Below are 12,810 nucleotides of genomic sequence, written 5' to 3'. Positions count from 1 at the left end.
TGTACGGCGTGTCGGCACGGTTTTCTCAAGAGTTGCCGGATTACCCCTGGGGATTTACCGCCGAAGAGAAGGCCGAGCATCTGGAAGCTATCGAAAGTCATTGGGGTGAAGGCGCGCTCGCTGAGCTGTTTTTCGGCGAGATTGCCGACATACCAGGATTTCGCGACCTGTATGGCCGGTATCAACGCGTGAGCGCGAGCCCAACGATGGCCGCGTGGCTGTGGCAGGCGCTCCTGGAGATCGATGTTCGCGGCATTCTTGGTTCCATCCGCGCCCCGACTCTTGTTCTGGTGAGGCCGAATGATCGAATCGCTCCGTTAAAGGGCGCGACGGCGTTGGCGGCTGCCATTCCTGGGGCCCAATTCAAGACACTGCCCGAGGGACCGCACTCCCTCGTGGATGACGTCGTGGGTTCGGCCGTCCTCGACTTCGTCTGCGGTACATCGAGTGTCGCCGTCGACGAACGAGTGGTCAAAACGGTGCTGTTCACCGACATCGTCAGTTCCACCGAACTGCTCAGTGCTCGTGGCGATGCCCAGTGGCGTCGCCAGCTCAATGCGCATGACAAAGTCGTCGACTGGCTATTAGAGAAGTACGGGGGCCGCCGCGCGAAACACACAGGAGATGGGATCTTCGCGCTTTTCGACGGGCCGACCAAGGCCGCCCGCTGCGCGTTGGAACTGATCCCGGCCCTCGCCACGCGTGGTATCCGGATCCGGGCGGGCGTCCACACCGGCGAATGCGAGCGACGCGGCGATGAATGGAGCGGGATGGCTGTGCACACCGGCGCTCGCGTCGGCGCGTTGGCAGGTTCAGGTGAGGTACTGGCAAGTCGCACAGTCCGCGATCTCTCCGCTGGATCGGGGCTAACCTTCGAAAGCCTTGGACCACAACACCTCAAGGGCCTGCCTGAAGCGGTCGATGTCTACCGCATCACCACACCAATAAGCGGCCCAGCCCAGTAGTCGTCGTCTACGCGAGCTTCATAAAACCCACATAACTGCGGCAGGACTCCGACACAGCTTCCCCGGCGACGATCAGTTAGCAGTCCCGCGTGGCCGCCAAGATGCTGGGAGGCGTGGTAATGGACATCGTGCTCGGAGTGTCGATGGCGCCAGCCGCGGTTCAGATGGTCCTGCTGCAGGGCGAAAACGGCGACGGCACAACGGTAGACGAGAACGAGTTCGCCGTCACCGCTGACGACGACTCGCCCACCGTCAGCGCATCTGATCGGGTGATTGCAGCCATCGTGGCTACCCGCGAAGATGCAGCCAGTGCGGGCCTCGAGCTGTCTGCCGTCGGGGTCGCATGCACCGACCAGCTTGAAGCGGCCGCGCTACGCGACGCTCTGACCGCCCACAAGATGGAAAATGTCATGCTGGTCTCGGCGTTTCTGGCCGCGACCGCATTGACTCAATCCGTCGGTGGCGCAATGGGTTATGAGCGCACCGCGGTACTTTTCGTCGAGCCAGACACCGCGACTTTGGCCGTCGTCGAGACCTCCGACGGTTCCATCGCCGACGTCCACAAAGAACCGCTGAATATCGCGTCCGGGCAGATCCCCACCCCAGAGCTGACAAAGCTGGTCGCCCGGCTCGACGAGCTGCCAACGCGCCCGGGCGGCCTGTTTCTGATTGGCTGCGGTGTTGACATCACCTCGATTAAGCCGCTCTTGGAAGAGGCGACTTCGCTTACCGTGAGCGCGCCCGAAGAGCCAAAGACAGCATTGGCCCGCGGAGCGGCCCTGGCGTCCGCGAATGCGCCGTTGTTCGCGTCGTCGACTGCCGCGCTGGCCTACCAACGAGACCCCGGCACAGGTGCGGTCGATGCGAGCGCCCTACCCGAATATCTGAGCATCGCCGATTCCGAGCCAGGCGAGCACGGCCTCGCCTATAGCGCTGCAACAGACGACGAGGCGAATGCCCCGACCGTCGTCATAGCGGGCAAGCCCCGTCGTAGGCCGGTCCTGCTGGTCGGATCCGCGTTGGCGGTGGCCGGCATAAGTGCGGTGGTAGCACTAGAGACAGCCCTGGCACTCGGCCTGCACACCACGGTCGGTCTGCTGCCCGCCCCGCTCCACAACCTCATTGCCCCAGCCCAGCAGGCACCCGCGCCGGGGCATGTGGCGGCGACAAAGGCGGAGGCACCCAAGCCGTTAAGTCCACCCGCAGCCGCACCGCTGCCCGCGGCACCGGTTCCCGCGGCGCCGGTGCCGGCGCCAGCTCCGGTTCCCGCAGCAGCTCCGGTTCCCGCGGCGCCGGCCGTGCCGGTTCCCGCGGCCCCGGTTCCCGCGGAGCCGGCCGTGCCGGTTCCGGTGATGATCCCTCCGATTCAGCTGCCTCCGGTGCCGCCGGTTCATTTGCCCGACCCGCCGGCGAGCCCGCCCGTGGTCCACGCCCCGCCGCACCCGTCCCCACCTGCCGAGCCACCGCCGATCCACGTCCCCCCGCCGCATTTACCGCCACCCCATGAACCTCCCCCGGGGCAAGGGCCGTGGCCCAATCCTGGCGGGCACAGCGGGCCTTCCGACAACCCGGGCGGCGGGCCGGTCAACGGCCCAGGCCCTATCCACGGGAATCCGCCGGGCGGTGGGCCCGACGGCGGCGGACCCGTCAATGGCCCCGGTCCGGGCCACGGGACTCCCGGCGGAGGACCTCCTGAGGGCGCTACGCCACCCGGCGCTGGTGCGCCTCCCGACCATGCCGGGCCGGTCGGCGGTAGCGAAACCCCCGGCGGCGGTGCGCCTCTCGACCACGCTGCACCGACCGGCGGCAGCGAGAGCTCTGGCGGTGGCGCCAGCTCTAGCGGCGGCGAAAGCGGCGGCCACCGCTAGACGCTCCCTGCGAAGATGTTCGAAAGTCTGCGCAGCCCGCCCTATGAGGACCCGGGGCCACCGAGGCCGCCGACACCGCCGGGTCCGCCCATGCCGCCGGTGCCACCCTGCCCGCCTAGGCCACCCTTGTGCGCCGTTCTGGCCCTGGCTGTCCCGGTACATGGTAGATCTCCACCATGGGTGAACGGTCAAGTTCCAATTAGCTAGGAGCTGTGAGTCAATGAAGACCACCGTGGCGATTGTCAACCAGAAGGGCGACGACTTCTCGCTGGAGGAGGTGGAGCTCGACGGTCCGCGTGACGACGAGATCCTCGTCCGGATCGTCGCAACGGGGCTCTGCCACACCGACATCCATCTCAAGGACACCCTCCCGGACGCGATGTTCCCGAGGGTTTTCGGCCATGAAGGCTCCGGCGTCGTCGAGGCGGTGGGCCCGGGCGTCAGCGGCGTCGAGGTCGGCGACCACGTCGTGCTCAGCTTCCGCTCCTGCCGCGCCTGCGGGGACTGCGCCGATGGACTGGTCGGCTATTGCGGTGCGGCAATGACGCTCAACTACATGGGCATGCGGACGGACGGTTCGACGACGTACAGCCGCGACGGCTCCCCGGTCTTCGGCAACTTCTTCGGGCAGTCCAGCCTCTCGATGCACGCGATCGCGTACGCCGACAACTGCGTGGTCGTCGACAAGTCCGTCGACCTGACCAGGGTGGCGCCTTACGGGTGCGGCTTCCAGACCGGCGCCGGCACGGTGCTCAATGTGCTGAAGCCGGGTCCGGCCGACAGCCTGGTCGTGTACGGCGTCGGCGCGGTCGGCCTGGCCGCGCTCGCCGCCGCCAAGCACCTAGGGGTCGGCACGATCGTCGCGGTCGACCCACTGGAAAGCCGTCGTGACGCCGCCTCGACGTACGGCGCGGTGGGCGTCGACCCGAGGGCCACAGACGATCCCGTCGAGGTCGTCGAGAAGGTGAAACAGCTGACCGGCGGCGGGGCGAGCTACGCGATCGACACCACCGCGATCTCGGCCGTGGTCAAGCAGGCCCAGCAATCGCTGCGGAGCCGGGGCACGCTGATCGCGCTCGGCCTCGGAGCCGAGGAGTACACGATCGATGCGCTCGACCTGCTACAGACGGGCAAGGTCATCAGATCCAGCATCGAGGGTGACTCCGACCCACAGGAGATGGTGCCGCGCCTGATTGGACTGAACGCGGCCGGCGAGTTCGACGTCGACGGCCTGATTGCGACCTACCCGTTCACCGAGATCAACACCGCTGTCGCCGACGTGCTCTGCGGGAAGGTCGTCAAGCCCGTCTTTGTCTGGTGAGCGAGACAGGCGGGCGAAAGGACAACTCGACGATGACGGTGACAACAGCAGATGATCTGCGCGCCAACCTGATCGGAGCCTGGACGCTGCAGTCGTATGTGAGCATGTCCATCGACGGCTCCGACGTGGTCTACCCGCTCGGCGTCGATGCCCGTGGCATCATTATGTACACCCCTGACGGCTATATGTCGGCACAGCTCATGCGCGGCGATAACGCCGAAGCCGGCGCGTATTTCAACTACGCCGGCCCCTACACCATCGTCGAGGACGGCCTGATCGCACACCACGTGGAAGTCTGCCTGCGCACCGACTGGATCGGCGCAATCCAGTACCGCAAGGCCCACTTACGCGACGGCACCCTTGAACTCGGTCCGGCCGAGCCGATCCTGATCAACAGTGGACGCCGCGACGCCAAACTCGTCTGGCGCCGTACGTAAAGAGAAGGGACGGGACGTGATTCGGTCCCGGTTGGCTAGTTGGAGAAGTTATGTGAATAGGCCGCACCACCGTTGGAGCCTTGGCACGAAATATCCACCTGACATGTGGTTCCTTTGGGAATCCCGGGAAATTTCAGCAAGTTCGGCGGGGTTGTTGCACCCGCTTTAAGGGTGAAGTCCTTCGTCGTTGTCGGCGGCCCAATTTGACCGCTCAGCTTCTTCGCGTTGTAGGTGCATTTAAGGTCCTGCGCCGAGGTGTTCTGAACGGTGAAGTTGATGAAGCTGGGCTCCTGGTCGGGGGTCACATTGATGGACGGCCCTGCCGGCACGACGACCGGGTTTTGGTTCGGGTTGACTTGCGGTTGCTGTTGCTGGACGGGCGGTGGGTCCATCACACAGCCGAAGGTCTGCGGCATCGAGGACCACGTGAGTGAGGGGCCCTTGGTGCTGCTGCTGTTGCCCTGCCCGTTGCCGGCGTGGGAGACAACGCCGGTGTAGTGGCTGCTGGCGCCGGCGCCGGGCCCGCTGGTCCAGGTTATGGTGAAGTCGAGGTTCACTCCTCCCGAGGCGCCGCCGCTGGCGGTCCCTGTCGTCGTTTTGCCGCCTACCGTGTATGACGCCCCCGCGCCCCCAAGTTGGGCCGTCGCGGGATTGTTGACGGCAATGTGAGTGCCGTCGCTCTGATTGATGGTGAAATTGGCGGGGAACGTGTAGCTGTCGCAGCCCCCTGGCGGGTCGAGTGGGCGCATCGGGCTTGCGCCCGCGGGGGCCGCGGCCATGAGGAACGCCATTGCGCTGAGCGAAGCCGCCGAGGCGACGCATAACGTTTTCTTTTGGGGTGTGACAGACAAGATCGTTCCTTTGGTTGTCTGCCGGCCGGCGGCTGCAGCAACTGCCGTGCGGCCATCAGCACTTGGAAGCCGGTGGTTTCCCGACGGCTTAACGCTATTGCGTGTGGACCACTGATGAATCAGGGATTTCCCTACAATTTCGCCACCACGGCGCGCAGTCCGGCTCCTTGGGAAAACGCTCTGCGTGCGATCGCTATAAGGCGTGAACTCCGTTGTAAAGCACCATCGCACCGATCACGACCAGGATGGCTGCCATCAGAGCGGCGTTGTTTTTGTCCATCCAATCCTTGAGCCGTGCCATCGGATCGTCGAGGCGGTGACCGGCTGCTGCGTAAGCCAGGATGGGCACGGCAACCGTTGATGCCGCGATGGCGACGAAGAACGCGGCAGCTACCCAGTCATCGGCGACGTCCATCCCGCTTCCACCGATTGCCAATCCGGCCGGAATGCAAATCAACAGCACGTCGGGCCTTATCGCCACCAGCGCCGCCCCCGTTATCGCCGCACGCGCCGGGGTGATGGTGGCGAATGAACGCATCCAGGCCGGCGAATCGGTGTGGCGATGCCGCGTCAACCACCGGTAGATGCCGAACACAACAAGGGCCGCCCCGAGGATCACGCGCAGCCACGACGCCCATGTCGGCGGCGACTTGTGCAGACCGCCGAGCAGGCCGGAGCCGGCGACGGAGGCCGCCGTCAGCGCGGCCAGGCCCAGCACCCAACCGGCGAGGAAAGCGAGGCCGCTCGGCCTCGGCCGCGGCGCCTGTAGCACCAGCACCGCCGGGATAACCGTGATCGGTGAGAGCGCGATGACCAGCCCGAGCGGAATGAGCGTGCCCAGCACAGAACCCCAACTTTCAGCCACGGGCAGCAATCTTCCCATTGGCGCCGCCGCTACGCCCATAAACCGCGTTGCTACAGTGCGTGAATTCCGTTGTAGAGGACAAGCAAGCCGATCACGACCAAAATGACCGCCATCATCGCGGCATGGTTTTCTTCCATCCAGACTTTGAGCCGTTCCAGCACGTCGTCGAGGCGGTCGCCGGCCGCGATAAACGCCAAGATGGGAATGGCAACCGTCGATGCGGAGACGACGACGAAGACGAGGCCGGATGTCCAGGCGGCCGCGGCGCTCAGCCCGCCGGTACCGATCGCCAAGCCGGCCGCCGCGCCCAGGATCAGCACCTCGGGTCGTAGCGCCACCAGCACCGCCCCGGTCACCCCCGCACGCACGGGCGTGAGTTTGGAGAACGAACGCAACCACGCCGGAGTCTTGCGTTGGCGATGCCGGGTCAGCCAGGTGAAGACGCCGAACGCGAGCAGCGCCGACCCCAGGACCACCCGCAGCCAGGACGCCCACCGCGGCGGCGCCTGCTGCAGACCCCCGAGCAGGTCGGACGCCCCGACGAACACCGCGGTCAGCGCGACGAGGCCCAGCACCCAGCCGGTGAGGAAGGCGAGGCTGGCGGGCCTCGGCCGCGGCGCGTGTAGGACCAGCACCGCCGGAATGACAGTGATCGGTGAGAGCGCGATAACCAGTCCGAGCGGAATGAGCTTGGTCAGCACAGAAACCCAGTTGCCTGTCACGGCAGCATCATCGCCTACTAGCCCTTCCGGCGCAGCGTCCAGGCCGGTATCCAGTGCGTCACGGTTTTCCGCTGGGATCCGTAGACGATCGGGTAGGTCACCAGCCCCCACCAATCGCCCTGCTCGCAGATGCCCCAACAGCTCAGCCGCCCTTCCACCACCTTGTGCAGCTGCAGACCATTGGGCTGATACCGGCCCGAGCGGTGCGGCTCGCGCGGGAAGACCACCGTCAAGTCGACCAGCACCGTGATCGGTGGGCGCACCACCCGAAACGGGCTGCGGACCGGCTGACCGTTGTACCCGATCGACCCGAGCGGAGCCATCAGTCGATCATACGTTCGAGTGGCACCATAACGGTGTGTCGCGGCGTCTTGACCCGTTGATCGTCGGAGTGCTGGCCGCCGCGGTGAGTCTGGCCGGCGCCGCCCGCCCGTCTTTCTGGTACGACGAGGCCGCCACGATTTCCGCCTCGTATAGCCGGTCCCTTGGTCAGCTGTGGCAGATGTTGGGCAACGTCGACGCGGTGCACGGCCTGTACTACCTGTTCATGCACGGCTGGTTCCAGATCTTCCCGCCCACGGAGTTCTGGTCACGTGCGCCCAGCGGTCTGGCCGTCGGAGGCGCCGCGGCGGGAATTGTGTTGCTGGGCAAGCAATTCTCGTCGCGCACCGTCGCTTTGAGCGCCGGAGTCCTCTGCGGGATCCTGCCCCGGACAACGTGGGCGGGTGTCGAGGCCCGCCCGTACGCCATGTCGATGATGGCGGCCGTGTGGCTGGCCGTGCTGCTCGTGGTCGCCGCGCGGCGTGAAAGCCGTTGGTGCTGGCTGTCTTACGGGGTCGCCCTGGCATTGTCGATCCTGCTCGACATGTATCTGGCGCTGGTGTTGCTGGCGCACGTCGCCTTCATGTGCACCTTCCGGCGCACTCGAACGGTCCTGATCCGATTCGCCGTTACCTCAGGTCTGACTGTTTGCGCCCTGGCGCCGTTCGTGTTCGAGGTCGTCGGACAGGTGCAACAGATCAAATGGATCGCACCAATCGGGCGCCGAACCATCGAAGATGTGCTGGTGCAGCAGTACTTTGAGCGAAGTCCGCCGTTCGCGGTGTTGTCGGCGCTGGTCGTGGTGGCGGCTATTGTTTTGTGGCGCTGGACATCCGCGAAACAGTCCACGACGGATCGGCAGCTGCTGACCTTGGCCGCGGCATGGCTGGTGATACCGACCGCCCTGATCGTGATCTGGTCGGCCGCGGTCCACCCCATCTACACGCCGCGGTACTTGTCCTTCACCGCGCCGGCGATGGCACTGGTCCTTGGCGTCTGTATCGGAGCCCTGGCCGTCAAACCATGGGTGGCAACGGCCCTGGTCAGCCTGTTCGCGTTAGCGGCGGCTCCGAATTATATTCGCGCGCAACGTAATCCGTATGCCAAATACGACATGGACTACAGCCAGGTTGCCGACCTGATCACCGCGAAGGCAGCGCCGGGCGATTGCTTGCTCGTCAACGACACAGTTACATTCATGCCCGCCCCGATGCGGCCGTTGATGGCGGCACGCCCCGATGCCTATCGGAAGCTGATCGATCTCACCCTGTGGCAACGGGCCACCGACCGCAACGACGTCTTCGACACCAACCTCATCCCAGAGGTCGTCGCCAAGCCGTTGAGCCACTGCGGCGTCGTGTGGATCATCACCCAAGCCGACAACTCGATGCCGGCCCACGAGCAGGGGGCGGCGCTGCCGCCCGGCCCGCTCTACGGAGCGACACCAGCGTTCGCCGTTCCACACGACGTGGGCTTCCGGCTCGTCGAACGCTGGCAATTCAACCTGGTTCAGGTGATCAAGGCGACCCGGTGACCCGCTACCAGATGCGTTACCAGATGCGGAGGTAGTCGACCAGCATGGCCGCCGGGAAGGTACCCGCGGCGGGATCACCGGCGCCAACCCCACCGACGGCGAGCGTGAACATGGGAGTCATCCAGTAGCCGGGATTGTTGAACGGCCACCGGAAGTCGTCCGGCGCGCCACCGTGGACCTTGATGGGTTTGTTGGGGACACTGAAGTACGGTGCCCCATCGCGCGAGAAGTGGAACCCGTCCTCGCCCCAATGCATTTGCCACGTGTGCCAACCGCCGTCCACCAGACCCGGGATCGATCTGCCCTCCCAGGTTTTTCCGTTGGAGGCCGCGTGAACCGTGGTCCCCGGGGCCCACGCGCCGTTGCCGTACCACTCGAAGATATCGACCTCGCCGTCCGGCAGCGGGTCCTCGTTGACACCCCAGAACGAGGGCCATAGGCCGGGGAACAAACAGTCCAGCTTGATTCGCGCTTCCCAGGTCTGGTTGATCATGCTGCGGAAGTTGCCGCGCAGTTTGCCGCTGTAGTAGTCCCCGTTCTCCTGGGTGGCGCAGAGGACCAGATTCGACTTGCCGTCGACGAACACGTTCCGGCGATCGTCGCGATAGATCCCCGCGACCGGCGGGAACACGTCGTCCTGCCAGGTCTGGATCGTCCACTTGCCCGGGTCGGGAGCCGAGCCCGCGGGGCCGTCGAATTCGTCCTGGAAGATGTATGGCCCGCCCGCGGACGGTGCGTCCGGCGGCGCCGGATGTGTCGGGTTGGCGTGGGCCTCCGGGACGCGGATCGCAGCCGCAAGCATGCCCATCCCCGCCATCGTCAACATGCTGCGACGATCCATTCACATACCACCAATCGACCAGGACGCCGGCCTCGGCGTCATCCCCCCAACAACTTCCGTAAACGGTGTTATGAAACCACTCGCCGACCCGCAGCGCATCCCGCTAAAGGGCGTGCGGCGACGATCTGTCTCTGCACAAGCAAGCGACGATATCAGCTGCTGGCCAGCATCAAGTTGGTTGACATTAATGGAGTCGGTGGTATCAAGGAAGTTGATACTCCACATGGAGCTCATGGAAAGGAAACGACAGCGATGTCTGGTGGCGGATTTTTCGGCGGCTTCGGCGGCTTCGGGGGGCCCAGTTTCGGTGGCCCCGGGTTTGGGCCGGGCTTTGGCGGGCCCGGCTTCGGTGGGCCTGGCTTTGGCGGCCCCGGGTGGGGCCATGGCGGCGGCGGCCCGGGCTTTGGGGGTCACGGTTCTGGCCCCTTCGGCAAACACGGCCCATGGCGCCTGAAGCGGGCCGCATTGGCGACCGCCGCGATGCTGCTCGACGGGCCGGCCGACGCCGCGCAGGTCGTGCAGCGGGTGTCGGAAAAGACCGACGGCGCGTTCACCCCTCCGCGGGAGATCGCGGAGCTTGCCATCGGACTGCTCGCCGGCCGGGGCGCGGTAACGGTCGACAACGGCGTGGCCACGCTCACCGAGTTCGGCAAGAACTTTCTGGCGTGGCGGGGCATCAGCAGTGAGACCGCGCAGGCGTTTTTGGCGCGGGCAGCTCAGTTCGGCGACGTGTTCAAGATCCGCAGGGAGCTGTTCGAACTCGCCGGACTGGCCCGCACGATCACCTGGACCGGCACTGACGAGCAGAAGCAACAGCTCGCCGAGACCCAAACCAAGGTCCTGGAAGCCCTGACCGAAGCCAAGAAGGCGCTGCACCGCACTCTGGGTGAGAGCTAGCTGAGCCGGACCAGCATCTTGCCGATGTTGGCGCCGGTGAACAGGCCGTTGAGGGCGTCGACGCAGGACTCGATGCCCTCGAAGATGGTCTGCCGGTGTTTGAGCCGGCCGTCCAACTCCCACTGATGTAGTGCGGCGAAGGCTTCGTCGAAGCGGCTCCACTCCTCCAGCGCGTTGAACCCCTGCATGAGCGCCGACTTGGCCAGCAGGTTCACGTAGTTGGCCGGACCCGGGTGCTCGCCCGTCAGGTAGCTGGAGATGACGCCGCAGAGCACGACCCGTGCCTTGTGCGCCAGCCGGCCCAGCACCGCGTTGAGGATCGGCCCGCCGACGTTGTCGAAGTAGACGTCGACCCCGCGGGGGCAGTGCGTCTTGAGCGCCGCCGGCAGGCCGTCCTCGCGGTAGTCGATGCAGGCGTCGAAGCCGAAATCCTCGACCACCGCCCGGCACTTCTCCGGTCCGCCCGCGATACCGACCACGCGGGCGCCGGCGATCTTGGCGATCTGCCCCGCCACCGACCCAGTGGCGCCCGCCGCGGCCGACACGACCACCGTCTCCCCGGGCTGGGGCCGGCCGATGCCGGTCATCCCGAAGTAGGCCGTGGCGCCGGTCGGGCCATACACCGACATCACGGCGAGCTGGTCCAGCTTGTCCGGGCCCCGCCCCGGGACGGGTGTGGTGAAGAGATCGTCGCGCACGATCACGTACTCCTGGAATCCGGTCAGCGTGGTGACCACGTCACCGACGGCATAGGCGTCGCAGCGCGACGCCACCACCTCGCCGATCCCGGCGGCCCGGATGACGTCGCCCAGTTCGACGGGCGGGAGGTAACCCGGTTGCCCGTCGAGCCAGGTGCGCGCGGCGGCGTCGATGCCCACGTAAGTGGTTCGGACCAGCGCCTCGCCCTCGGCCGGCTCGGGCGCCGGCGAGGTGATCAGCTCGGTGTCATCGGGCTGCACCAGCCCCGTCGGGCGGCGACGCAACAAGATTTGGCGGTTCGGCAAGTCGGGCACAGTGCTGAAACTACCCATTGGCCACGATCCGATGGGAGCATCTGTGCATGAACGCAGAGGATGACCCGGAACGACGGATCCGGGAGCTGGAGCAGCCACTGTCCGACGCGGCGCGCGCGTCCGAACTCGGCGGCACGCAACCGCCCGGCGGTTACAACTATCCGCCTGGTTCGTCCGACCCCTACGCGTCACCCTGGGCCGGCGCACCGATCCCGCCGCCCCCGTTGAACTACGGCGGTGCGTTCCCCGGGACTTCGCCGCGACCACCCTCGGGCAACCGCGTGTGGTGGATCTTGGGCGCGGTGCTGGTGATTGGCATACTGGCCCTCGTCGGGGGCATCGCCGCCTTTGCCGCCCACCAGTTTTCCCGCGCCGGGTCGGTCGTGCTCTCGACTCCTCCCAGCATCTCCCGGACCACTACAGCGCCCAGGACGTCGCCCAAAACATTGCCCAGGCTAACCCCGAGCAGTCCCAGCGCCGCGCCATCGACGCCACCCCCCGGCGGCAACCTCACCGTCGCGGGCATCAACGAGAATCAGACGATCGCATGCAACGACAACACCGTCGACGTCAGCGGGGTCTCGAACACGGTCGTGATCACCGGCCACTGCACAAGCCTCACGGTGTCCGGCGTGCAGAACGCGATCACGGTCGATGCCGTCGACACCATCGACGCCTCCGGTTTCAACAACAAGATCACCTACCACACGGGCTCGCCGAAGATCAGCAAGTCCGGCGCAGGGAACGTCGTGCAGCAGGGCTGACTAGGCCGACTCTTCGGAGTCGTCGAGGACGCTGACCGCGATGCCGTACGGCAGGAAACGCACCTTTCGCTTCGGATCAACGTTGTTCTTGTTTGCCCGCAGCGCATCGAGTTCGCTGGCATAGACCTCTTCGACGCGGGCGCCGCCGTCGGCGTCCACCGTGTAGATGGCCCACACCCCGTCACCGGCCTCGCCGGTGGTTTCCGGTCCGGGCCGCGGGCGCCGTGACAGGTCCTCGAACACCGCCGACCAGCCCGTTCGAGCGCCGGGACCACCCAAGAACCTGCCGAGCCGCTCGAACGCGTCGCGCAGTCCTTCGCTGCCCTCCCGGATCACTCGATCCAAATCCTCGGGATCAAATCCGAACGCACCGTACTCGCCCACGCGACCTCCCTACCGCTCATACCGATA

The 12,810-nt window shown here is 66.1% G+C and carries 14 protein-coding genes; 7 read left to right on the top strand and 7 right to left on the bottom strand.

Features of this window, described 5'->3' with window-relative positions:
* The 4 genes from ACLP9N_RS06665 to ACLP9N_RS06650 all read left to right on the top strand — a co-directional run.
* Positions 1–965 (top strand): adenylate/guanylate cyclase domain-containing protein (locus tag ACLP9N_RS06665; RefSeq protein ID WP_442406637.1); only part of this gene is annotated, 965 nt, incomplete at its 5' end.
* An 89-nt stretch (positions 966–1,054) separates the two neighbouring features.
* Positions 1,055–2,833: a DUF7159 family protein gene (locus tag ACLP9N_RS06660; RefSeq protein WP_442406636.1), complete on the top strand. Its 1,779-nt coding sequence runs from the start codon at positions 1,055–1,057 to the stop codon at positions 2,831–2,833.
* 220 nt (positions 2,834–3,053) lie between these two features.
* Positions 3,054–4,154 (top strand): NAD(P)-dependent alcohol dehydrogenase, encoded by a 1,101-nt coding sequence (locus ACLP9N_RS06655; RefSeq protein WP_442406635.1) that lies wholly within the window; start codon positions 3,054–3,056, stop codon positions 4,152–4,154.
* A 32-nt stretch (positions 4,155–4,186) separates the two neighbouring features.
* Positions 4,187–4,591, top strand: a complete 405-nt coding sequence (locus ACLP9N_RS06650) for a lipocalin-like domain-containing protein (protein ID WP_442406634.1) — start codon at positions 4,187–4,189, stop codon at positions 4,589–4,591.
* Between the two features lie 35 nt (positions 4,592–4,626).
* On the opposite strand, the gene ACLP9N_RS06645 is transcribed toward ACLP9N_RS06650, so the two are convergent.
* The 4 genes from ACLP9N_RS06645 to ACLP9N_RS06630 form a co-directional block, all read right to left on the bottom strand.
* Complete coding sequence (locus ACLP9N_RS06645; RefSeq protein ID WP_442406633.1) at positions 4,627–5,442, bottom strand: hypothetical protein; 816 nt, start codon at positions 5,440–5,442, stop codon at positions 4,627–4,629.
* Between the two features lie 193 nt (positions 5,443–5,635).
* A complete protein-coding gene (locus ACLP9N_RS06640; protein WP_442406632.1) occupies positions 5,636–6,307 on the bottom strand; it encodes a GAP family protein in 672 nt (223 codons plus the stop codon).
* 50 nt (positions 6,308–6,357) lie between these two features.
* A complete protein-coding gene (locus ACLP9N_RS06635; RefSeq protein WP_442406631.1) occupies positions 6,358–7,029 on the bottom strand; it encodes a GAP family protein in 672 nt (223 codons plus the stop codon).
* Between the two features lie 17 nt (positions 7,030–7,046).
* On the bottom strand, positions 7,047–7,352 hold the full coding sequence (locus tag ACLP9N_RS06630) for a hypothetical protein (RefSeq protein WP_442406630.1): 306 nt from the start codon (positions 7,350–7,352) through the stop codon (positions 7,047–7,049).
* A 35-nt stretch (positions 7,353–7,387) separates the two neighbouring features.
* Between ACLP9N_RS06630 and ACLP9N_RS06625 the strand changes: the two genes are divergently transcribed.
* Positions 7,388–8,884, top strand: coding sequence for a glycosyltransferase family 39 protein (locus ACLP9N_RS06625; protein ID WP_442406629.1), 1,497 nt, complete (start codon positions 7,388–7,390; stop codon positions 8,882–8,884).
* 16 nt (positions 8,885–8,900) lie between these two features.
* On the opposite strand, the gene ACLP9N_RS06620 is transcribed toward ACLP9N_RS06625, so the two are convergent.
* A complete protein-coding gene (locus tag ACLP9N_RS06620) occupies positions 8,901–9,725 on the bottom strand; it encodes a glycoside hydrolase family 16 protein (RefSeq protein ID WP_442406628.1) in 825 nt (274 codons plus the stop codon).
* A 252-nt stretch (positions 9,726–9,977) separates the two neighbouring features.
* Here ACLP9N_RS06620 and ACLP9N_RS06615 point away from each other — a divergent pair, with 252 nt between their 5' ends.
* Positions 9,978–10,622: a hypothetical protein gene (locus ACLP9N_RS06615; protein WP_442406627.1), complete on the top strand. Its 645-nt coding sequence runs from the start codon at positions 9,978–9,980 to the stop codon at positions 10,620–10,622.
* On the opposite strand, the gene ACLP9N_RS06610 is transcribed toward ACLP9N_RS06615, so the two are convergent.
* Positions 10,619–11,635 (bottom strand): NADP-dependent oxidoreductase, encoded by a 1,017-nt coding sequence (locus ACLP9N_RS06610; RefSeq protein WP_442406649.1) that lies wholly within the window; start codon positions 11,633–11,635, stop codon positions 10,619–10,621. The genes ACLP9N_RS06615 and ACLP9N_RS06610 overlap by 4 nt on opposite strands.
* A gap of 47 nt (positions 11,636–11,682) precedes the next feature.
* Here ACLP9N_RS06610 and ACLP9N_RS06605 point away from each other — a divergent pair, with 47 nt between their 5' ends.
* On the top strand, positions 11,683–12,399 hold the full coding sequence (locus tag ACLP9N_RS06605; protein ID WP_442406626.1) for a DUF3060 domain-containing protein: 717 nt from the start codon (positions 11,683–11,685) through the stop codon (positions 12,397–12,399).
* Here the strand turns inward: ACLP9N_RS06605 and ACLP9N_RS06600 are convergent, their stop codons facing one another.
* Complete coding sequence (locus ACLP9N_RS06600) at positions 12,400–12,783, bottom strand: hypothetical protein (RefSeq protein ID WP_442406625.1); 384 nt, start codon at positions 12,781–12,783, stop codon at positions 12,400–12,402.
* Positions 12,784–12,810 lie beyond the last annotated feature (27 nt).

The sequence above is a fragment of the Mycobacterium sp. genome (genome assembly GCF_052144515.1).
Classification (GTDB): Bacteria; Actinomycetota; Actinomycetes; order Mycobacteriales; family Mycobacteriaceae; genus Mycobacterium.
This window is presented reverse-complemented; position numbering and strand designations above follow the sequence as displayed.